This is a genomic window from Paenibacillus sp. FSL R5-0766 (assembly GCF_037971845.1).
GTDB lineage: Bacteria > Bacillota > Bacilli > Paenibacillales > Paenibacillaceae > Paenibacillus.
The window spans coordinates 2058737-2080155 of record NZ_CP150227.1; the positions used below are offsets into that span (position 1 = coordinate 2058737).

Here is a 21419-nt window from a genome sequence, read left to right on the forward strand (position 1 = left end):
TTAATGACTACACAAACAATTCTTCCGGTTGAATCTGAAGCGCTTCGCGCCTTGTCGGAAAGCAACAATGAACCCGGCTGGTTGACCGAACAGCGGCTCGAAGCTTTAAAGCTTGCGAGCGGGCTTGCGCTTCCTAAACTGGAAAAACAAAAAATCGAACGCTGGAATGTCAGCGAGTACGGAACATATAAAACAAGTGAAGCCATTTCTTCTTTGACAGAAGTACCTGCTTCTATCAAAGATCTGGTTCAGGATCAAGCTGAAGGTAGTCTGGTTATCCAGCGCAATTCCGGTACGGTATACTCCAAGGTGTCTGCTGATCTGGCAGCAAAAGGAGTTATCTTCACGGATCTGGCTACAGCGGTTCGCGAACATGGCGATCTGGTAAAACAATATCTGAACACAGCAGTGAAAGCGGATGAGCATTCCCTCGCTGCATTGCATGCGGCACTTTGGAATGGCGGGGTCTTCCTGTATGTTCCGAAAAATGTCGAAATCGAAGTACCACTGCAAGCAGTGTTGCTTACGGACGACGCATCTGCAACGTTTGCACCTCACGTGCTTGTAGTTGCAGAAGCAAACAGTTCAGTAACTTATGTTGATAACTATGTATCTGGCGAATTGTCCGCACCTGTTTTCCATAATGGTGTTGTGGAAGTATTCGCAAAATCCGGTGCTAAAGTACGTTTCGCATCGGTTCATCAACTGAGTGTGAATGTAACTGATGTTTCATTCCGTCGTGCAGTGTTGGAGAATGATGCTTCCATCGAGTGGATTGTAGGGGAAATGAACAATGGCGACACAGCGAGCAACACGATGACCGTGCTGAAAGGCAATGGATCAAGTTCTGATTCCAAAGTCATCGCTGTAGGTTCCGGTTCGCAGAAAATCAACTACACCACAGAAGCTCGTCACTTCGGTAAGAATACGCCAAGCCAGATGATTACACGTGCAGTTATGCGTGAAGAAGCTTCTGCAATCATCAACGGCATCACGAAGATTGAGAAAGGCGCTACCAAAGCTGATGGACAGCAGACAGAGAAAGTGTTGATGCTGAGCCCTAAAGCACGTGGAGACGCCAACCCAATCCTTCTTATTGACGAGGATGATGTAACAGCAGGTCACGCGGCTTCTGTTGGTCAAGTCAATGCCGAGCAGATTCATTACTTGATGTCGCGCGGAATTAACCGTACGGACGCCGAACGCCTGATCATCTATGGCTTCCTGGCTCCGGTGGTGGCGGATATTCCTCTGGAAGCACTGCGCACCCAATTGCAGTCCCTGATTGAGAAGAAGCTGGGACAATGAACCCGTCCATTCGCGAGCAGTTCCCGATCCTCCACCAGGAAATTAACGGACACCCGCTCGTATATTTAGATAGTGCTGCAACTTCACAGAAGCCTCATGCTGTGATCGAAGCAGTCAAACATTATTATGAGTATGAGAACTCCAACGTACACCGCGGTGTTCATACCCTTGGAAGCCGTGCAACTGACGCTTACGAAGGCGCACGTGAGAAGGTAGCCAAGTTTATCAATGCCCGCCGTACACAGGAGATTATCTTTACTCGCGGGACAACGACAGCCCTCAATCTGGTGGCTTCATCGTACGCCCGCGCCAATTGCAAAGAAGGCGATGAAATTGTTATCACGCAAATGGAGCACCATAGTAATCTGATTCCTTGGCAGCAAGTTGCCAAGGAGACAGGTGCAACATTGAAATACATTCCGCTTCAGCCTGACGGTCATATTGAATTGGCTGATGTTGAGAAGACGATTACGAACAATACTAAAATTGTAGCAATCGCTTATGTATCCAATGTTATGGGTCTGATCCATCCTGTGAAACAAATTGCTGAAATTGCACACCGCAATGGTGCTGTCATCGTTGTTGATGGCGCACAAAGCACACCTCACATGAAGGTGGACGTTCAGGATCTGGACTGTGATTTCTATGCATTATCCGGTCATAAAATGTGCGGACCAACCGGAATCGGTGCACTCTACGGCAAAAAGGCGCTGCTGGAGTCCATGGAACCCATTGAGTTCGGTGGTGAAATGATTGATGATGTGGGTCTGTACGAATCCAACTGGAAAGAGCTTCCCTGGAAGTTCGAAGGCGGAACCCCGATTATCGCAGGCGCGGTAGGGTTGGGAGCTGCAATTGATTTTCTGGAGCAGATTGGTATGGATGAGATTGCACATCATGAGAGTGTGCTGGCAGCTTATGCAACAGAACGACTGGCCGAGATCGATGGGTTAACCATCTATGGCCCAGCCAAGCGGCATGTGGGTGTCGTTACCTTTAATCTGGGGGATGTTCATCCACATGATGTGGCAACTGTGCTGGATGCGAGTGGCGTAGCCATTCGTGCCGGACATCATTGCTGTCAACCGCTAATGCGCTGGCTTGAAGTTAGCTCAACAGCTCGTGCCAGCTTCTATCTATACAATAACGAACAAGATGTAGATCGGCTTGTCAGCGCCTTAATCCAGACAAAGGAGTATTTTGGCGATGCAACTTGATGATCTGTACAGACGTGTTATAATGGACCACTACAAAAACCCGCGTAACCGCGGAACATTTGATAATGACGCTGTCACGGTGAATTTGAACAATCCAACGTGCGGCGACCGGATTTCACTGCAAATTTTGCTGAAAGACGGAATCGTTCAGGAAGCCAAATATACGGGCGAAGGCTGCTCCATCAGCATGTCCTCTGCATCGATGATGACAGAGGCTGTCAAAGGCAAAACGATGGAGCAGGCACTCGATATCGCTAACCGTTTTTCCTCACTGATGAAAGGTGAAGAAGTCGATTTCGACGATTATGAAGATCTCGAAGCCCTATCCGGTGTGAACAAGTTCCCTGCACGCATCAAATGTGCCACTCTGGCCTGGAATGCATTACGCAAAGGGATTGACGAAGAGAACAAAGTACAATAACGATAGGGAGGTAGAGCAAGATGGCTAAAAAAGCACCAGAAATGGAAGAGTACAAATATGGTTTTCGCGACGAGCACAAATCCATCTTTCAAACCGGTAAAGGTCTGACTGCAGAAGTGGTTACCGAGATTTCCAAGATTAAGAATGAACCGGATTGGATGTTGGAATTCCGTTTGAAATCCTTGAAACAATTCGAAAAGATGCCAATGCCGAAATGGGGCGGAGATCTCGACGGATTGGATTTCAATGAAATTCAGTATTATGTGCGTGCTTCTGAAAAACAAGGTAAAACATGGGAGGAAGTTCCTTCCGAAATCAAGGAAACCTTTGATAAATTGGGTATCCCTGAAGCAGAGCAAAAGTTCCTTGCAGGTGTATCGGCTCAGTATGAGTCCGAGGTTGTATACCACAACATGCAAAAGGAATTGGAAGACCAAGGTGTAATCTTCATGGATACGGACACGGCTCTCAGAGAGCATCCGGAAATCCTGCGTGAATATTTTGCAACAGTTATTCCACCAGCAGATAACAAATTTGCTGCATTGAATAGTGCGGTATGGTCCGGAGGAAGCTTCATCTACGTGCCTAAGGGCGTTAAATGTGAAGTGCCTCTGCAAGCCTACTTCCGGATCAACTCCGAGAATATGGGACAATTCGAGCGTACACTCATCATTGCCGACGAAGATAGCTTCGTTCACTATGTAGAGGGCTGTACAGCTCCAATCTACAGCACGAACTCACTGCATAGTGCGGTCGTTGAGATCATCTGTAAGAAAAATGCCCGTGTTCGTTACACAACGATTCAAAACTGGGCACCAAACATCTACAACCTCGTTACGAAACGTGCGGTTGCAGAAGAAAATGCAACGATGGAATGGGTCGATGGTAACATCGGTTCCAAACTGACAATGAAATATCCAGCGGTTGTACTGAAAGGCCGTGGAGCTAAAGGTTCCGTACTCTCCATCGCTGTAGCTGGTAAAAACCAGCATCAGGATGCAGGTGCGAAAATGATCCACTTGGCTCCGGATACAACATCTACGATTGTATCCAAGTCCATCAGTAAACATGGTGGTAAAGTAACGTACCGTGGTTTGGCTTCCTTTGGACGTCAAGCTGAGGGCGCGAAATCCAACATCAAGTGTGATACACTCATTCTCGATAATGAGTCCACATCGGATACAATTCCTTACAATGAAATCATGAATGATAACATCATGCTGGAGCATGAAGCTACAGTATCCAAAGTGTCTGAGGATCAACTCTTCTACCTGATGAGCCGTGGTCTGACTGATGCAGAAGCAACACAGATGATTATCATGGGCTTCATTGAGCCATTCACGAAGGAATTGCCAATGGAATACGCCGTTGAGATGAATAGATTGATCAAATTCGAAATGGAGGGCTCCATTGGTTAATCCAATGCAGCACCTTTCGAATCCGTAAAGCTGAAGCTAGTTGCTGATGTTAAGCGGTAGATATAGTTTCATGTGATCGAATACCCTCTAGAGCAGACTCTTTAAAAAGTCTCTTTAGGGGGTATTTTTATTCAAAAAATCTGGGGATAACAGCATTCAGAAGGTTGTTTTGTCATCGGAGTGGCAAGTGAAAACATTCTTTAGTTTAATTTGTATATTTACAAATGAATAGATCAGCGTTATTCTTCCATTAATGAATATTACATATATTTGAATAGATTCTAATATGAGGAGGTATATAATGCGAAGAAGTATAGTTAAAAAAGGAGCAGCCCTGGTATTGTCTGCTGTTGTTGCCTTTACGAGCTCTCCGTTATTTTTATCAACGGCGAGTGCTGCAGAAGGTGGATCTGTATCGGGTTCATTCAAGGTACTTAGTTACAATGTAGGTGGTCTTCCGGATCTGGTATCCAGTTCCAACCCCAAGGAGTACACCGTTCAGATTTCCCCCAAATTAAATGACTATGACATCATTAATGTGCAAGAGGATTTTAATTATCATAATGAACTGATATCCCAAGTCACCCTGCCGTATTTGACGACTACAAGCGGAATTGCGGGTTTTGGTAGTGGGTTGAACAGTCTGTCCAAATATCCATTCCGTGACTTGAAGCGTATTACCTGGGATAAGCGATCTGGTCTTTTTGACAATGGAAGTGATGAATTGACTCCAAAAGGATTTACAGCAGCTACATATGAGATCACACCTCAGGTGAAAGTGGACGTGTACAACTTGCATGCGGACGCAGGTAGCGATGATAAATCGCTTGAGGCCAGACGAGATAATATCAGACAACTCTCCAATTACATAAAGGAGCACTCGGACGGGAATGCGGTTATCGTATTTGGGGATACCAATACACGGTACACTCGTGCGGCTGACAATATAGAGTTGCTCATGTCTGAGAATGGTTTAAGAGATCCGTGGATCGATTTGATTCGTGGTGGGAGTATTCCCGCTGATGGAGAAGCCCTTATGGATGCAAGCAATTTAAATGGACCCAACTATGAGATCGTAGACAAAATTTTGTATCGTGGAAGTAAAGCATTGTCCCTGAATGCACAGAGCTATCGGTTAGAAAATCAAACATTTGTTGACCCGAGTGGGAAGCAACTCTCCGATCATTATCCGATTACAGCGGAATTTGTGTACAGCACATCTTCTCAGTACCAATTAAGTTCAACAATCGGAGGATCCGGAGGAACTGGATTTAATGACCTAAATCATATTCCGGATGCCAGACCCAGCTCAGTGGTGCTTAACTCGGGCAACCGTGTAGACGGCATCTCAACGCTGTACAGGGATGGAACGAACCTGGCACATGGTGGTCAATCCAACATTGTCACACTGAACCTGGCAGACGGAGAGTACTTAACCCAGGCCACAATTGGTCAGGGGACACGAAATGGTGATAAACGGATCTTTTATGTGGAGCTGTCGACCAATCTTGGAAATAAAATTGAGGGCGGACAAAAGACATCGGATCAAATTAAACTTGAGGCACCAGCAGGGTGGTATATAGCCGGATTTTATGGAAGAGCAGGACAGGAATTGGATCAGCTAGGGGTCATATACAGACCTCTGAATTAGGAGTGTATAGTGGTTGAAATAAAAACATAGTATATTTAACTGATAGAGTGTTCATAATAGCATAGCGCGCCGCTTGGAATATACGTTGGAGACCATAAGGTTTCCCTAATGATATTCTGAGCGGTATTTTTGTGGAATAAAATAAGACCAATAGCACAAGCCATTTCATAGATTTAAGCATTTAATGATAGAAAAGGATGTGAGTGTATGAGCGTAAACCCCTTCGAGGGCTATCGGATTACAAGTTCATTCGGCTATCGAATTCATCCTATTCATGGTGGACAGACATTTCACCGTGGAATTGATCTCGTGACAGAGCCCTGGAATGGCCCTGTCTATGCCTTTATGGAAGGTAGGGTACGTTTTGCTTCCGAAGGAGTTACAGGCTCCGGATTCGGCGGTTACGGGCTTACAGTTGCCCTTCAAGATCATCGTGGCTACTTGCATTGTTATGCGCACCTTTCACGTATTGCTGTAAGCGTTGGACAGCAGGTGAAGCGAGGCCAGCTTGTCGGTAATCAGGGGAGCACAGGTCAGAGTACTGGTCCGCATGTACATTATGAGATTCGTAAAACAAGTGCACCATCTTACGGGTACACAGCCAGCGAAGATGGTGTGACGGAACCGGGTGCGTATCTACAGGCCGAATACGGAACTGCATCTCAGGAACAGGAGGCTCCGCCGATGACCACTGAGCAGAAGAAAATGTTTAAAGCCATGCAGAAAACGCTGGAGATTCAAGGGGGATGGATTCAGCAACAGGAGCAACTTTCCAATATGGATTGTCCCGCATGGGCACAGCAAGCATTTGATTATTATCGACCGTTTATTATGAACGACAAAGGCAGTTATGAATTTTGGAGATTGCTTGTTATCATGTACCGCAAGGAAAAAGGCATCCAGGTTCATTCGGATTCCGACACATAGATTCCTGCAAAGAACATGGAGTAGCAGAAGGTTGATCCACTCAGGTTGATGCAGACAGACAACCATTTATCGAATGTTGCCTGTTCGCCCGGTTCAATCCACCCGAAACGTCATATGTTAGGGTATACCTGATGAAGAGGAGGCAATCACATGAGCGAAGTAGGATATGGCTGTGGTGGCAATGTAGGCGGCGTTGGCGGATACAATATGTTCACAAACACTGGTGCAATCTTGGTACTGTTCATTCTGTTGGTTATCATCACAAAAGCATTCTGCGTGTAATCCAACATGATTGAATCGGAATAGACAAAAGGGAAGCCGATTACGGCTTCCCTTTTGTCATATGCCAACCTATGAGTTGGTAATTCAAGCTACTTCCTGTTTATTGCTTCGTATCCATCCTGTGTGCTGTGTACAATGAACAGATAGGCTTGTTACACCATTACTGTACATAAATTTCAACGATAGCAATATCTCTTTCTTTCGCTAAATCGATAAAGGCTGTAGAGGTCTGAACGAGTGGTCGGAAATAATCCGCAGGATTATTCATGACAATGAGTCCCGTCTGACCCGTGGTGAGCAGAACCCTTTTACCGATAAAATTAGGCAGCATGTGCTTGATCAGTTCCTGCGTTGCTTCAGCATTTAACTGACCAAAGCTGAGGCTGTACAGTTCACACAGAACAGAGATCAGTTCCTGTTTGGTCTGGTATACCCGATTGGTCGTCATGGCGCTGTAAACGTCTGCTACAGCAGTTATACGGGCATATGGGTGGATCTCGTCCCCTCGCAGTCCATGAGGATAACCACTTCCATCCTCGCGCTCATGATGTTGAAGTGCAACCATTGCCAGAATTTCATCCTGCGTGGATTCTTTAATGATATCGTACCCATAGAATGTGTGTTTCTTCATTTCGTCAAATTCTTCCGTGGTCAATTTACCAGGTTTATGTAAAATCTCAGAAGGAATCTTGGACTTGCCGATATCATGAAGATATCCTGCTTTGGCTACCGTTAGACATTCCTCGGGGTTGTAACCCATCCAGCCGGCGATATAAAAAGCGAGCATTCCGACTTGCAATGAATGGTTGTACGTATAATCGCTATCCCCGTCCAGCATAAGAAGCAAGGAGACAACATCTTTTTGTTTTTCCAACTGTTCTGTTAGGGTAAACAAAATCTCATCGACCTGTGTCTCATCAATAAAACCCTTCTCCATCGCTTGTTGAAATAGAGATTCAGTACCTTTGATCGTATCGTTAAACAAGTTAGTTAACAGACGGGTCTGATCGGAAGGTAAGGTTTGTGCATCAGAGTGTAGGTCGGATGTTGTGTGTTCTACATCTGCGTACTCAATTCCATGTTGCAACAGTTTGGATAGGTCATCTTCACTGAGGGTGGAACCTTTCATCAGCATGTGGAGACCCGAACTGTTGTATACATCATTTTTTAACAGGTCACCCGGTTTAAGATCAGTAACATGCACTCTCACGTATAAACCACCTTTTCTCGACTAATATCGACACATATAATTATAATAACAAGAAAAAAATGGGTTGACAACGACTTATTTACTATTAACCCACTCAATCTAAAAGGTGTAAAGGCTCATTATTTAGTTCTCCATGGGGTTCCATGGTCCTAATTGATGTCCCTTCCATTCAGATCCATCTTCCCAAATTTCCTTTTTCCAGATCGGAACGGTCTGTTTGAGTCTCTCTATGGCGTAACGGCTTGCATCATAACAGTCGTTGCGATGAGGCGAGGAGACGGCAATGACTACACTAATCTCTGCCACATCCACTTTGCCGATTCGGTGACTGATTGCACATAACACACCAGGCCAGCGATCGGAGATTTCCACACCAATGGCAGCCATCTGAGAAAGAGCCATCGGCACATAGGCCTCGTATTCAAGATGAACGGTGCGTTGTTCACCGGTCATTTCACGAGTCGTACCTACAAAAGTAAGAGCTGCCCCGTGATTCGGGGTAATCACTAGCGCCGTTGTTGCTTCCACGGACAAGGTGGACTCTGTGATCAGAAATAAGCCATCTTCAGTCCGATGCTCCGGTACGGTAGAGCGTTGCTTTTCATCGGATATATCCGTACCATCGCCGCCAGAGACGGGAGGGATCAACGCAAGTTCATCTTCTGAGCTAAGTATAGTATCGGCAGGAGCGTACTGCTGGTTAACTGCCAAAAAGGATGTCTTTATCTGAGAAGCTGCCTCTGGGTAGGCCAGACTCAGTTTTTCTTTTAAATCGGCAGCGGTTGGAATGTCTCCAATGTACTCAAACTCCAGAAGGGATGTATTTAAACGTTCTGCAATGCCTGCAAATAGTTGAATTGTCAATTTCATAGATATGACTCACCTCTTTTTGATCTCTAAACCCTATAAATATATCATAACGACGCGGAAAATGTTATGCTTATCCATTAGAAGAATGAACGTTTATTGAAGAGCAGGGGAGGCGGTGTGATGAGCACCAGGGAGAAGCAAACGTTAACGATTCTGCACACCAATGACATTCATAGCCACTTCGGCTCCATGAGCACCATCGCCGCTATGATCAATGAGGAACGTGACCAGGGTGGCAACTTCCTTGTATTGGATATCGGCGATCATATGGACCGGATGGCCGTTGAAACAGAGGGAACACTGGGGACGGCTAATGTTGATGTTATTAACCTGACGGGCTACGATGCCATTACAATCGGTAACAACGAAGGACTAACCTTTACGCCAGATCAGCTCTCGCAGTCCTACGCTGGACTTCTGTGTCCTGTGGTATGCAGCAATGTTGTGGAGCAAGATACTGGCCTTCCGCCAGTGTGGATGAAACCTTCTCTGATTGTGGAGAAAGGTCCATTTCGCGTTGGTCTGCTGGGGGCAACGGCCCCTTTTACCACGTTTTACGAACTGCTCGGGTGGGATGTTCTGGACCCTGTGGAGTCATTAAGAGCTCAAGTGGGAGCATTACGTGATGAAGTGGATGTGGTGGTTATTCTTTCACATCTGGGGCTTTCGACAGATCGTAGACTGGCGGAGCAGATTACTGGAATTGATGTTATTCTCGGTGGGCATACCCATCATGTTCTCGAAGAGCCATTAGTCATTGGTCAGACCGTGCTGGGTGCAGCTGGAAAATTTGGCCAATGGCTTGGGAAAGTGGTTCTGGAACGAACAAGTGTGGGAGAACCTCTTCAACTGGTAAGTAGCGGTTGTATGGCTGCCAAGAGTATATTACTGGATGATCAGGTCGCGCTGGCAATCGCTACGAATCGTACGGAAGCCGAAAGGACACTCAATCAGACGGCAGTGATAACGGATCGGGTGCTGCCCATCACGTATGACCGGGAATCCCCGTTTGCTACCTTGCTTGCACAAGCGGTTCGTCATTTCACGGGGGCACAGCTGTCTCTGGTGAATGCAGGTCAGCTTCTGGGAGATCTTCCACAAGGTAATATTACAAAAGGAATGTTGCATTCCCTATGTCCATCTCCTATAAATGCTTGTACAATATGCTTGAGTGGAAGTCATATTCGTGAAGCACTTGAGCAGTCCTTGTTGGACGAGTTTTCAGGTAAGCCCATTGTGGGATTTGGTTTTCGTGGTCATATTCTAGGCACGTTATGTATGGACGGAATGGAAGTTCAATACAATCCACATGCGCCAGCCTATGAGAAGATCCAGACCATATCCATCAATGGAGAGCCTATGGACGAACAATGTGAGTATATCGTTGGGACACTGGACATGTTTACGTTCAATGTGGGGTATCCTCCTCTTGCTCATGGAACCCATACGCTCTATCATCTTCCGGAATTCATACGCGATTTGCTGGAAATGGAAATAAAACGACCAGGGGCTCTGGACGACAGCCTGCGAGCCCGCTGGCATAAAAGCTAAATTAAAGTACTTGCCTTCTGCTGAAGCGGCGGCTAGTGGTAATTACATCTACGGAGCGGGAGAGGATAGGCTGTGCGTTTAGTACATATAAACTTATTGCAGCCTGGCATGAAGCTGGGGAAACGTATTTATAGTGAAGAAGGCCTTGTATTACTTAGTGAGGATGTAGAACTAAGCAGTCGATTGATTGGACGCCTTAAGGATCTCGGGGTCGGTTATGTGTATATTAAAGATGCTGCGACAGAGGACATCATCGTTCCCGAAATGTTGCAGGAAGAGACCCGAAGGAAGGCACTGGTCGAGATCAAACAGCAATTTCAGAGTATGTCAGGACTGAAAACCAAAAGTCGGATTCCTCATTTCGGAAAAGCGCTTAGTGGTGTGATGAATGCGATTCTGGAAGACATCGGCAGTCAGAAGGAAGCCATGATTATGCTGATGGACATGAACTCCAGCGATTTTGACCTGTATAACCACTCTTTGAATGTATGTGTGTACACGCTGGTTCTTGGTGTCGCTTCGGGTTACACACGCCAGCAGTTAATGGAGATTGGTCTGGGCGCTTTGCTGCATGATATCGGCAAAACACAGATTGCACCAGAAATTTTGCATAAACCCTCCAGATTAAGTGACGAGGAATTCAAAATCATTCAGCAGCACACTACATATGGACACCGTATTCTCAAAGATGAACCAGGTATACCACTTCTATCTGCGCATTGTGCATTGCAGCACCATGAACGAATTGATGGAAGTGGATATCCCTTTGGTTTGAAAGACAAGGAAATTCATGAATATGCCAAATGGATTGCGCTTGCTGATTCGTATGATGCCATGACAACGAATCGAGTCTACAAGCAAGCCTTGCTGCCACATCAGGCCGTAGAGGTGCTGTATACAGGTTCAGGAACCCTCTATGAACAACGGATGTTGGAAAAGTTCAGGGATTGTGTCGCGATATACCCGGTAGGTATTTCAGTCAAGCTCAGTACGGGAGAGGTTGGAGTAGTTGCATCAATTCATTCACGTGTTCCTCAACGTCCGCTTATCCGTGTTCTAAAAGATGCGGACGGCCAGACTTTATCTTCGCCTTATGAAATTAACCTGCTGACAGCTCTGTCTGTGATGATCACAGGTGTAGAGGGTGTGGAGGATACACCTTCAGCGGCTCAAAGTGAACAGGTGGAAAGCTGAACTACTTGAAAGATGATTAGCGCTCATGTCGTAATATCCGGGCCGTTTCGTAATTCGGTCCAGAGTTGCCTGAGCGTTTTTTGTCATGTAATGGACAGGGTCTACGTATGCCGGAGCATTCAAAATTGTGCTATGATAAAAGATAACTCCAAAAAGAGAAACACAAGGTATGATGTAAATAAAACTTTTTAGGTTAATAAAAGGAATAAGGTGAAGAACAATGACCATGCTAAACTCAGGATCGGTACAACCGATGCCTTTATCGCCAACGAATGATCCGTGGGATCCGATCGGCTCTCTGCGTACATATGGACGCCATGTGCTGACCAGTGTAGAAATGACCGTGACACATCTGTGCAATATGAGGTGTGAGCATTGTGCCGTGGGAGATATGCTTACGATGCGTGAGGCACCGGCTCTTCCGCTCCCTCTGATGCTGAAACGATTGGATGAAGTGGAGCATCTACAGACGATTAGTCTGACGGGTGGCGAGCCAAGCTTTAGCCAGAAAACAGTGGATGAGATGATCATCCCGCTGCTCAAATATGCCAAGGAACGTGGAATTCGTTCCCAGATCAATTCGAATTTAACGCTGGATATCAGCCGGTATGAGCAACTTTTACCTTATCTGGACGTTATGCATATCTCATTCAACTATCTGAATGCTGACGATTTCCATCAAGTTGGATTTGCGAATAGCGGCAGACCTGTGAAACGTGAAGTCGCGGTGAAAATGTATGAGAAAATGATTGAAAATTCCCGCAAACTGAGTGAAGCAGGCATGTTTATCTCTGCGGAATCAATGATTAACTTCCGTACGCACGACAAGCTGGATGGTATTCACCAATTGATTCGTGAGATGGGCTGTGTCCGTCATGAAGTGCATCCGATGTATAATTCGAACTTTGCTTCGTCACTGCCCGTGTTATCACTGGATCATATGAGAGCAGCGATTCATCGTTTGCTTGATGTGCGTGACAAAGATATGTGGATGTTATTCGGGACCCTGCCATTCTTCGCGTGCAGTGCAGCAGAGCAGGATCGGGAACTGATCAACCGTTTATACAGCGAACCAAATGTGACGGTACGTAACGATCCGGACGGACGTAACCGCGTTAACGTCAACATGTTCACGGGTAATGTGTATGTGACGGATTTTGCGGATATCCCGGCGTTTGGTAACATTCGTGATCGTAAACTGGATGATGTGTTCCATGAATGGTCAGCTGAACATCCGTTGAATCAAACGGTCAATTGCCATTGCGATATTGCATCCTGTTGCGGACCAAACCTGCTAGTGGCAGATATGTATTACAAGGGTGTGGATTTCAAATCGAGAAAGGCAATCACACGTTGATATTCCAGGTGTATTCCTGAAATAGATAGAAAAGGGGAGTTTCAACTTGGATATTCATACTGAATTTCATCTTGGACAGCTGGTATTTAATCTGGTCTGTGTCTTTTTGCTCGTATTTTTGAATGGCGTATTTGTTGCAGCGGAATTTTCCCTTGTAAAAGTAAGGCAGACACGCTTAACTCAATTGCAGAGTGAAGGAAACCGTTTGGCTGGTTATGCACTGAAGGTGAATAGTAAACTGGATTCCTATCTATCGGCAACTCAGTTCGGGATTACATTGACATCACTTGGACTTGGGTGGCTGGGAGAGCCAGCCATCTCTGAATTGCTCGTTGAGCCTCTCATGTTTAAGCTCGGTGTAGGAGATACAGGGCTGATATCGACCTTGTCCGTCATTATCGGTTTCTGTATCATTACGTTTCTGCATATTGTGCTGGGTGAGCTTGCGCCTAAATCGTTGGCGATTCAAAAAACAGACGGAGTGGCTTTGTTCTTATCTGCACCCTTGCTGTTGTTCTACAAAATCTTCTTCCCATTCATCTGGGTATTGAATGTTTCGGCGAATGCTTTGCTACGTCTGGCTGGTATCGAACCTGCCAGTGAAGGGGAGGCTCACTCGGAAGATGAACTTCGTATTCTGATGAAGCAGAGTGCGAAGAGTGGTGTAATTGATAAAGATGAGATCAAACTGATGGATAACATCTTTGATTTCTCTGATATGCTGGCACGTGAAGTGATGTTGCCACGTACAGACATGGATTGTCTGTATACCCATATGTCTTTGGAAGAGAACCTGGAGATTATTAATGCAACCAAACATTCCAGGTATCCTGTGGCAGGAGAAGACAAGGATGAGATTATCGGATTCATACACATCACCGATCTGTTGCTGGCTAAACCGGAGCAACAACATGATCTGGCTTCACTTGTTCGTCCAATCTTGAACGTGCCTGAATCCATGGAAATCAGCCATGTGCTACGTCTGATGCAGAAGAAACATTCTCAGATGACGCTGGTTGTGGATGAATATGGCGGCACAGCTGGATTGCTGACTGCGGAAGAAATTCTGGAAGAGATCGTTGGAGACTTGTATGACGAGTTCGAGGATGAGCGTCCGCATATGGAACGCAGTGGAGATTCATTTTCGATTGACGGCCGTTCTCTTATTGAAGAAGTTCATAAGTGGACCGGAGCCATCATTGAGGATGAAGAAGTGGATACCATCGGCGGATGGTTGTTTAAAGAACTTGGAGGTAGTCCAGCCAAGGGCAAAACTCGGGATCTGAATGGATACGTCTTTGAAGTGGAGGAGTCCACTCGTTTGCGAATTACCCGGGTTCGAGTGTACAAGCAATCTGTTCCTCAAGACATGAATTCGGAAGAAAAACCAGTAGAATAGATTTTGTAATAATCTGATGATGAGTGAGATGAGCAAGTGTGAACATGTTACTCATTTTACGAAATACAGACCTTTGGAAGTGCCGTAAGAGGTACTTCCAAAGGTCTTTTTTGATTGAGAGTGAAGTTGGCATGAGAAATTCCTTTATGAAGTTTGGATAAATGGGGATTAACCTGTAGAACTGAAACATATACATAATAGAGACGGGAAGCAATGGTTTGAATGGTATGGGGAATGCACGTAAACATCGTTGAAGGAGGCGTTTCGAGTGAAGGATCCACAGCTTCGAGCCTATGCTCCTTTTGTGGGGCCGTTTGATCCTTGCAAACCGATGGAAATCCGCACGTATCTAGTTCCACCGCAGTTGTTTATACCTTTCCAGCCCATGGGTTGGCCGCAATACAGTCCGGCAGAAGCGTTAAGACTGGGAACATTATGGCCTGCATTATATAGCCCTTACACATCCAAGAAATCAAAGGAGAGGAAGGTGGAGGCAGATGGAACCTGAAGCACCGAAAGCCTGTGATGCAAAATACTACGAGTTGCTGGAAGAACTTCAGGCGCTGGACTTCGTGTTAGTGGAACTGAATCTATACCTGGATACCCATCCAGGTGATTTCCAAAGCATTGAGCAGTACAACAAGTTCAGCCAGGAGCGAATGCGGGTAGCTCATGAGTTTCAACAGTTGTATGGACCGCTGATGAATTTTGGTCATGCCTTCTCGAAATATCCGTGGGAGTGGTCCCAGACACCATGGCCTTGGCAGGTATAAACGTTAAAGGAGGAGTCTTGCAATGTGGGTATACGAGAAAAAGCTACAATATCCCGTTCGAGTGAGTAAATGTGACCCTCATATGGCCAAATTACTGATGGAGCAGTATGGTGGAGCAGACGGGGAATTGGCAGCTGCCCTGCGGTATCTGAACCAGCGTTATACGATTCCAGACAAAATTATCGGCCTGTTAAACGACATTGGAACAGAAGAATTTGCTCATTTAGAGATGATTGCCACGATGATCTATAAGCTCACCAAAGATGCTACAGTGGAGCAGCTGGAGCAAGCTGGCTTGGATGCTCACTACGTTAATCACGATAAGGCCCTCTTTTACAGTAATGCAGCAGGTGTACCGTTTACCGCTACGTATATTCAAGCCAAGGGTGATCCAATTGCGGATCTGTACGAGGACATTGCAGCAGAAGAGAAAGCCCGGGCTACATATCAATGGTTGATCGACCTGACCGATGACGTGGATCTGCAGGATAGTCTGAAGTTTCTAAGGGAACGCGAGATTGTGCATTCCTTGCGTTTTCGGGAGGCTGTAGAGATCCTGAAAGACGATCGGGAGACAAAGAAGATTTTCTGAACATTTGGTATAGAAGCAGAAGTCTGGCAGTCCGGTGAGGGCTGCTTTTTGCTTTGAAGAAATGTAGAAGCTAGAAGAAGTGTATGTGCTGAAATGTGGATTGCTTTCAAATAAAAAGACGATCCTCTTTGGAAGAAAGAGAACCGTCCTGTTTATTATATTTTGGCGAAGTAAGGCCTAATATTCAACCACCATGGCAACATTTTGCCACCCGGCTCCAACGGTCCAGAACAGAACTTTGTCACCACGCTGAATCTGACCGGTTGTAACCGCTCGATGTAATGCGATGAATGGACTGCTGGTTGAGGTATATCCGAACTCATCTCCGATATAGACGGCAATATCGTCACCAATGCCGACATTCTCGGATACAGCCCGAATGTTACTAATGGATAGTTGGGAGAAGCAGGCAGCTCTGATCTCGTCTGGTCTAATCTCGTTACGTGTCAGCAAGGTACGAATGGACTCGGAAGCGGCATCCACACAGATGGAATCATCAAATGGGATGAATTTCACATGAAAGGCACCCGCATCTACACCCGTTTTGCCCAGCTTCGCCAAGCCTTCTGCAGGAAAAAGAGAATTACCATACACGCAGGTATCCGTCTGATAGATGGAATCAATGAAACCGACAGCATGTTCATCCCGCTCTACAATAACCGCTGCTGCTGCATCACCGAAATTGGCGAAGTAAACGGGATCATCGGGACTGGCGTGAGGAGCCACGTAATCGGAGCCGATGATTAATGCCCTGCGAATTCGAGGATTGCCCAGCATCTGTCGGCTAACTTGTTCGAAAGCAGCAGTCATACCCGCGCAGTTGGCGTTGCTGTCAATACAGATCGTGTGAGAAGCGCCGTTAATCAGGCGGTGAATCATCAGGGAATTCGTAGGAAAGATGTATTCTGGCGTTTGGCTTGCATAAGCAATCAGATCAATATCTGCACCGGTGAGTCCGGTTTTCTCCAGTAGGTTACTGGCTGCCTCAAAGGCCATGCTTAGTGAATTTTCGTCATCGTTGTCAATTTTATAACGTGTATCACGACCAAGTGCCTGTAATAATCCACGAATATCTACACCTCTTGCATCAAAATGTTCAATATAAAAATCATTGTGCACCTTGGTTGCTGGATGATAGAGATCGATATCTACAATACGAATTCCGGCCATCTTCATTCTCCTCTTGAGCGGAAGGGTGAATTCACAGCTTGTCCGCCTGGTTTATTAAGTGGTAACGGTAGAGATGATTTCGAGATTGTCCAGACCGACTGACCGGCCGAGCCGGGCCAATTGCATTTTTAGAATCGCGTTGTTCTCGAGGGTCAACACGACTTTTTTATATTCATCTTTTTTGAACAATTGAAGGCAGCCTTCCAGAAGAGGAACAATCTCCGGAGCAGTAACATTCAACTTTTTGCAATCGATGTTCAGGTCATACTCCTTGGTGTTAATAGAAGCGATCGTATCCTGATAGGCCGAGATGGAACGCAAACCGTCTTCTTGAGAGAAAGAACCCTCCAGTTCAATGTTTAACACCTTGTTTGGAACGTCAGTCTTCAGAATGAAATTTCCCATGTTTGATCTCTCTCCTTTAAATGAGTTAAGGCTATCCTGTTAGTGGATACACAGCCCATTGGGCCTCTGCCGAAAGCTTCTAAGATGCGAGCTGGTTCGAAGGATAATTTAACCATATTATAAAGGTAGGAATGTAAAAAGATCAATAAAAAAGTCGAATCATGTATAAAAATGTAGAAAAGTGAATTACTGTATTTCGTCTAGAGTGGCAAGCAAAATATTAAATGCACTAATAATGCGTGGAGCACCCACACATGGTGCCAGATGTAGCAATATTCCCTTGAGTTGATCCACCGTCACTCCCACGCTTAGAGCCATCGTGTAATGTACCCCTAATTGTTCATACTGGCCTTGGGTAATCAACGAAGAGATGATAGCAACTTCCTTCCATTGATCCGTAATCGTGGTGCGCTGAAAAATATCCCCGTACGCCGTCCCCATAATAAATTCCGACAATTCGGGAAAATGTTCTTTGATGGGTGCGAGAGCTCTTGCGCCGTACTCACCAGAAAGTTTAGCAAAACGGTCCAGTCCCTGGGCAACATGTTCACTCATGATCTGCTCCTCCTAATTCAAATTTACGGTGCGGTGAGCCGTGGGTGGAATTTCATCTCGATCAGTCAGAAGCTCAATAACAGTTACCTGATTCAACGTCTGGGCTGTGTTCAGCGCAGATGAGAATTCAGCAAGAGTTTCTGCTCGAAACGCAACCGCACCGAGAGATTCGGCAAATTTGAAGGCATCCATAGGAACTTCATATAATGTGCCATCAATTCTGCCTGTTGTTTTTTCCATTCCTTTGAGAGCCATGTCCAGTTGTTTGTTGTTAACGACAATGAAAATGACGTTCAGATTGTTGCATACCGCGGTATTGATCTCCGTCCCCAGCATCATGAAACATCCATCCCCGGTGATACATACAACGGTCTCTTCAGGTGAAGCGGCCTTTGCACCTATCGCCATACCAATGGCGTTCCCCATGCAGGCAAAGTAAGCGTCAAACACAAAGCTGCCTGGTTTCTTGACTTTATATCGCTGAACCGCATGAAATCCATGGCTGCCATCATCAACAAACAGCTTATGATCGTACGGAAGCAGATCACTCATTCCGTCTAACACAGAAGCCAGAGACAGTTGGGGGAGATCTGGTAAAGGGACAGTGTAATCGATGGGTGCCGTGGTTCTCACAGGAGTAGGGAGGTCTTCTAATGTACCCAGCAAATATTGCAGGTTGTCCTTCAAATCACCGGTGATATGTAAGGTTTGAGCGCTCAGAATCTTACCCACAAATGTAGGATCAGTATCAAATTGAATGAGGTGTGCCGGGTGGTTCTCAGGTTTCAGGTTGCATAGGGTCATATCACTCAGACGTGAACCGAGTACAATATAAAGGTCACTTTGGTTCAACATGTCGTCTGCATGTGGGAAACCTCCAACACCACAAGGTCCATGGTACAGGGGATGGTCCCACGCAATCGCTCCTTTTCCACCAGGCGTAGTAATGACGGGAATGTTGAACGATTCGGCCAATTGAAGCAATTCATCATGGGCTCTGGCGCGACTTACACCTTTACCAGCAATAATTAAAGGGCGGTTGGATTGTTGAATGAGAGGAAAAATGCGATTCAGATTAGATACGCTAAGCAGAGGTTCCGGTTCGGGAATGACAATCCGGCATTGGGATAACAAATCGGTCTGTACGTCAAAAGGAATACAGAGGTGAACAGGGCCTTTATTAGGGCCGAGTGCAATGGAAAGGGCATGATTCAGCAGTGTGCTGAAGTGATCTCCACGCTCAACGAGTTTGCTGAATAATGTGGCAGGCCGGAACATCTCGGCCAGATCAGCCAGATAGGAAGAGGAATCCTGGCACTGAGGTAACCCCAGTTCCTGGATGGATTGATGACCCGTAATAAACAGTACAGGCAGATTGTTGGCCTTTGCATGTGCTGCTGCAGTAAGCAGATTGGTTCCGCCTGGACCGGATGTGGCAAAGGCAACGCCGAGTTTACCCGTCTGTAATGCATAACCGGATGCGGCAAAACCTGAGCTGGATTCATGACGGCCTGGAATGAACTCTAATCCGTAATCCACCATTTTCAGTACAGCAGGGCAGATGGATTTACCAATAATACCAAAGACATGAGTAACGCCTAGATTACGCAGAGTTTCTGCCAAATAGTCCGCAACTGTTCTCATGCGGGACACCTCGCTTCATGAAATAGGTTATTAGAACCATACGCATATTCCATTTGTTGAATGCAAGTTACTATCTAAGGTTGTAAGAGGAAATATTCATTGTTATTAGGAAGAGTATCTTTTTTTGTGGTTTTTTGTCAACCTGTTTTTGTGAGTCTAAATTCCTGATTCTTAAGTTGGTAACGCTTTAAGTGTTGCTGGATAAAGTGAAAACAATTGGTTATATATCCCTGGAACGAATTACCCGGTTGTTACGAAGTTACAAATAATGTAAAAATATGACTAACAATGATGAATTTCAGCCTCTAATAGCGACTTGAAAGCTACGGATTTATCTTTTTTCGTATCAACGCATCGCATTCGCAATTCTTTGCTTTCTGCTATACTGGAAAGGAATTGGGAGGGGATGGAATGACAGTCATCAAGATGGCTCTGATTGGGCTGGGTAAAATGGGATTACATATGGTTCATCTCATCGAGAATACAAAGATGGACACGAAGATTGAGATTGTTGCGGTGTGTGATGCGAATGAGGAAAGTTTGGCGTCTTTTGCAGCTTCTCATCGGGGAGTTAGGACGTATACGGATTACAAGCAATTGATGAATGAACATCAGATTGATCTGTTGTATATTGCAGTTCCGCCGAAATTTCATTACCCGGTTGTCATGGAAGCACTGGAGCGCAAAATTCATGTTTTCTGCGAGAAACCGCTTGCCAATAGTGTAGAAGAAGCGAAAGAGATGCTGGATGCAGCAGAGCAGGCGGGCGTAGTTCACGCCATCCATTTCTCGATGCCGCATGAACCTTCCGTGCTGAAGTTGCAAGAGATGATTGAGCAGGGTACAGTGGGGACAATTCGCAAAATAGATCTCATTTTGCAATTCCCGCAGTGGCCACGATCATGGCAACAGAATGCATGGATTACGAGCCGGGAACAGGGTGGATTTATTCTTGAAGTGGGGATTCACTGGATTCATATGATTCAAAAGGTGTTTGGTGCCATCCGGGTTGTTAGCACTCAGGTTCAATATCCTGAGAATGGTGACTGTGAACTAGAAGTACAGGCTGCAATGGAACTGGAAGACGGAACCCGAATTCAGCTGAACGGCATCTCTCAATTTGCGGGGGAAGAACGTGTATCCATGGTGGTGTACGGTACGAAGGGTACGATTGCCCTGGAAAATTGGGAAGAATTGAAGACGGGTCTGGTGGGGCAGCCACTTTCTCCTGTGGAAGTGCTTGAGTCCGCCAGTGAATTGCCGGTTCTTAAACATGTCATTGCCCGTATACAGGGCAAATCAGCTAAGATATATGATTTTAACGATGGGTATCAGGCACAATTGGTACTGGAAGCGCTACGGAACACGGAACAATCAGGATAAGAAAAGGAGTGTCAGGTTTTTTCATATGAGGTGCCCGGTGCACCTTTTCCTGATTCAGCTCTCCTTAACACAAACAAGCATCGCAGAGGCTC

21 protein-coding genes are annotated in these 21419 nt (G+C 45.7%); 15 read left to right on the top strand and 6 right to left on the bottom strand.

Translation table 11 applies throughout. From position 1 onward, the window contains the following. The first annotated feature begins 3 nt into the window (after positions 1-3). The 7 genes from sufD to MKY66_RS09415 all read left to right on the top strand — a co-directional run bounded on the left by sufD (position 4) and on the right by MKY66_RS09415 (position 7224). Complete coding sequence (gene sufD / locus MKY66_RS09385) at positions 4-1308, top strand: Fe-S cluster assembly protein SufD (protein ID WP_036609929.1); 1305 nt, start codon at positions 4-6, stop codon at positions 1306-1308. Further along, positions 1305-2525 carry a cysteine desulfurase gene (locus tag MKY66_RS09390; protein ID WP_017689538.1) on the top strand — a complete coding sequence of 407 codons (1221 nt, stop codon included), beginning with the start codon at positions 1305-1307 and terminating at the stop codon, positions 2523-2525. Before sufD ends, MKY66_RS09390 begins: the two co-directional genes overlap by 4 nt. After that, positions 2515-2946, top strand: coding sequence for a Fe-S cluster assembly sulfur transfer protein SufU (gene sufU / locus MKY66_RS09395; RefSeq protein WP_017689537.1), 432 nt, complete (start codon positions 2515-2517; stop codon positions 2944-2946). Before MKY66_RS09390 ends, sufU begins: the two co-directional genes overlap by 11 nt. A 20-nt stretch (positions 2947-2966) precedes the next feature. Next, positions 2967-4364 (top strand): Fe-S cluster assembly protein SufB, encoded by a 1398-nt coding sequence (gene sufB / locus MKY66_RS09400; RefSeq protein ID WP_076209130.1) that lies wholly within the window; start codon positions 2967-2969, stop codon positions 4362-4364. Positions 4365-4665: 301 nt separating this feature from the next. Next, positions 4666-6015, top strand: a complete 1350-nt coding sequence (locus MKY66_RS09405) for a jacalin-like lectin (protein ID WP_179088484.1) — start codon at positions 4666-4668, stop codon at positions 6013-6015. 207 nt (positions 6016-6222) lie between these two features. Next, the gene (locus MKY66_RS09410; protein ID WP_076209129.1) at positions 6223-6942 is read left to right on the top strand and encodes a M23 family metallopeptidase; all 720 of its coding nucleotides are present in this window, start codon (positions 6223-6225) and stop codon (positions 6940-6942) included. Positions 6943-7092: 150 nt separating this feature from the next. Continuing rightward, on the top strand, positions 7093-7224 hold the full coding sequence (locus MKY66_RS09415; RefSeq protein WP_208642727.1) for a YjcZ family sporulation protein: 132 nt from the start codon (positions 7093-7095) through the stop codon (positions 7222-7224). Between the two features lie 160 nt (positions 7225-7384). Here MKY66_RS09415 and MKY66_RS09420 read toward each other — a convergent pair whose 3' ends face one another. Continuing rightward, on the bottom strand, positions 7385-8434 hold the full coding sequence (locus MKY66_RS09420; protein WP_076209128.1) for an HD-GYP domain-containing protein: 1050 nt from the start codon (positions 8432-8434) through the stop codon (positions 7385-7387). 123 nt (positions 8435-8557) lie between these two features. Beyond that, positions 8558-9304, bottom strand: a complete 747-nt coding sequence (locus MKY66_RS09425) for a molybdenum cofactor biosynthesis protein MoaE (RefSeq protein WP_076209127.1) — start codon at positions 9302-9304, stop codon at positions 8558-8560. Between the two features lie 120 nt (positions 9305-9424). Here MKY66_RS09425 and MKY66_RS09430 point away from each other — a divergent pair, with 120 nt between their 5' ends. The 7 genes from MKY66_RS09430 (at position 9425) to MKY66_RS09460 (ending at position 16170) form a co-directional block, all read left to right on the top strand. Beyond that, the gene (locus MKY66_RS09430; RefSeq protein WP_076209126.1) at positions 9425-10855 is read left to right on the top strand and encodes a 5'-nucleotidase C-terminal domain-containing protein; all 1431 of its coding nucleotides are present in this window, start codon (positions 9425-9427) and stop codon (positions 10853-10855) included. 108 nt (positions 10856-10963) lie between these two features. Further along, entirely contained in the window at positions 10964-12049 is a 1086-nt protein-coding gene (locus tag MKY66_RS09435) for an HD-GYP domain-containing protein (protein ID WP_339807123.1), read from the top strand. A 220-nt stretch (positions 12050-12269) separates the two neighbouring features. Next, positions 12270-13406, top strand: a complete 1137-nt coding sequence (yfkAB, locus tag MKY66_RS09440) for a radical SAM/CxCxxxxC motif protein YfkAB (protein ID WP_091032604.1) — start codon at positions 12270-12272, stop codon at positions 13404-13406. A gap of 46 nt (positions 13407-13452) precedes the next feature. Continuing rightward, the gene (locus MKY66_RS09445) at positions 13453-14805 is read left to right on the top strand and encodes a hemolysin family protein (protein ID WP_076209124.1); all 1353 of its coding nucleotides are present in this window, start codon (positions 13453-13455) and stop codon (positions 14803-14805) included. 268 nt (positions 14806-15073) lie between these two features. Continuing rightward, positions 15074-15313: a spore coat associated protein CotJA gene (locus MKY66_RS09450; RefSeq protein WP_179088483.1), complete on the top strand. Its 240-nt coding sequence runs from the start codon at positions 15074-15076 to the stop codon at positions 15311-15313. Then, positions 15303-15578 (top strand): spore coat protein CotJB, encoded by a 276-nt coding sequence (locus MKY66_RS09455; RefSeq protein WP_076209123.1) that lies wholly within the window; start codon positions 15303-15305, stop codon positions 15576-15578. Before MKY66_RS09450 ends, MKY66_RS09455 begins: the two co-directional genes overlap by 11 nt. A gap of 22 nt (positions 15579-15600) precedes the next feature. Then, positions 15601-16170, top strand: a complete 570-nt coding sequence (locus MKY66_RS09460) for a manganese catalase family protein (RefSeq protein WP_076209122.1) — start codon at positions 15601-15603, stop codon at positions 16168-16170. Between the two features lie 177 nt (positions 16171-16347). Here the strand turns inward: MKY66_RS09460 and MKY66_RS09465 are convergent, their stop codons facing one another. The 4 genes from MKY66_RS09465 to MKY66_RS09480 all read right to left on the bottom strand — a co-directional run bounded on the left by MKY66_RS09465 (position 16348) and on the right by MKY66_RS09480 (position 19944). Beyond that, positions 16348-17340, bottom strand: coding sequence for a 3-oxoacyl-[acyl-carrier-protein] synthase III C-terminal domain-containing protein (locus tag MKY66_RS09465; RefSeq protein ID WP_076209121.1), 993 nt, complete (start codon positions 17338-17340; stop codon positions 16348-16350). Between the two features lie 54 nt (positions 17341-17394). Beyond that, positions 17395-17745 carry a hypothetical protein gene (locus MKY66_RS09470; protein WP_076209120.1) on the bottom strand — a complete coding sequence of 117 codons (351 nt, stop codon included), beginning with the start codon at positions 17743-17745 and terminating at the stop codon, positions 17395-17397. Positions 17746-17931: 186 nt separating this feature from the next. Beyond that, on the bottom strand, positions 17932-18300 hold the full coding sequence (locus MKY66_RS09475) for a carboxymuconolactone decarboxylase family protein (protein ID WP_017689521.1): 369 nt from the start codon (positions 18298-18300) through the stop codon (positions 17932-17934). A gap of 12 nt (positions 18301-18312) precedes the next feature. Beyond that, entirely contained in the window at positions 18313-19944 is a 1632-nt protein-coding gene (locus MKY66_RS09480; protein ID WP_076209119.1) for a thiamine pyrophosphate-binding protein, read from the bottom strand. Between the two features lie 411 nt (positions 19945-20355). On the opposite strand from MKY66_RS09480, the gene MKY66_RS09485 reads away from it, so the two are divergent. Next, positions 20356-21327, top strand: coding sequence for a Gfo/Idh/MocA family oxidoreductase (locus MKY66_RS09485; protein WP_076209118.1), 972 nt, complete (start codon positions 20356-20358; stop codon positions 21325-21327). The last annotated feature ends 92 nt before the right edge of the window (positions 21328-21419 follow it).

Coding starts and splice junctions, on each gene's coding strand:
- sufD (WP_036609929.1), top strand. CDS start 4: ATGACTACACAAACAATTCTTCCGGTTGAATCTGAAGCGCTTCGCGCC.
- MKY66_RS09390 (WP_017689538.1), top strand. CDS start 1,305: ATGAACCCGTCCATTCGCGAGCAGTTCCCGATCCTCCACCAGGAAATT.
- sufU (WP_017689537.1), top strand. CDS start 2,515: ATGCAACTTGATGATCTGTACAGACGTGTTATAATGGACCACTACAAA.
- sufB (WP_076209130.1), top strand. CDS start 2,967: ATGGCTAAAAAAGCACCAGAAATGGAAGAGTACAAATATGGTTTTCGC.
- MKY66_RS09405 (WP_179088484.1), top strand. CDS start 4,666: ATGCGAAGAAGTATAGTTAAAAAAGGAGCAGCCCTGGTATTGTCTGCT.
- MKY66_RS09410 (WP_076209129.1), top strand. CDS start 6,223: ATGAGCGTAAACCCCTTCGAGGGCTATCGGATTACAAGTTCATTCGGC.
- MKY66_RS09415 (WP_208642727.1), top strand. CDS start 7,093: ATGAGCGAAGTAGGATATGGCTGTGGTGGCAATGTAGGCGGCGTTGGC.
- MKY66_RS09425 (WP_076209127.1), bottom strand. CDS start 9,304: ATGAAATTGACAATTCAACTATTTGCAGGCATTGCAGAACGTTTAAAT.
- MKY66_RS09430 (WP_076209126.1), top strand. CDS start 9,425: ATGAGCACCAGGGAGAAGCAAACGTTAACGATTCTGCACACCAATGAC.
- MKY66_RS09435 (WP_339807123.1), top strand. CDS start 10,964: ATGAAGCTGGGGAAACGTATTTATAGTGAAGAAGGCCTTGTATTACTT.
- yfkAB (WP_091032604.1), top strand. CDS start 12,270: ATGACCATGCTAAACTCAGGATCGGTACAACCGATGCCTTTATCGCCA.
- MKY66_RS09455 (WP_076209123.1), top strand. CDS start 15,303: ATGGAACCTGAAGCACCGAAAGCCTGTGATGCAAAATACTACGAGTTG.
- MKY66_RS09460 (WP_076209122.1), top strand. CDS start 15,601: ATGTGGGTATACGAGAAAAAGCTACAATATCCCGTTCGAGTGAGTAAA.
- MKY66_RS09465 (WP_076209121.1), bottom strand. CDS start 17,340: ATGGCCGGAATTCGTATTGTAGATATCGATCTCTATCATCCAGCAACC.
- MKY66_RS09470 (WP_076209120.1), bottom strand. CDS start 17,745: ATGGGAAATTTCATTCTGAAGACTGACGTTCCAAACAAGGTGTTAAAC.
- MKY66_RS09475 (WP_017689521.1), bottom strand. CDS start 18,300: ATGAGTGAACATGTTGCCCAGGGACTGGACCGTTTTGCTAAACTTTCT.
- MKY66_RS09480 (WP_076209119.1), bottom strand. CDS start 19,944: ATGAGAACAGTTGCGGACTATTTGGCAGAAACTCTGCGTAATCTAGGC.
- MKY66_RS09485 (WP_076209118.1), top strand. CDS start 20,356: ATGACAGTCATCAAGATGGCTCTGATTGGGCTGGGTAAAATGGGATTA.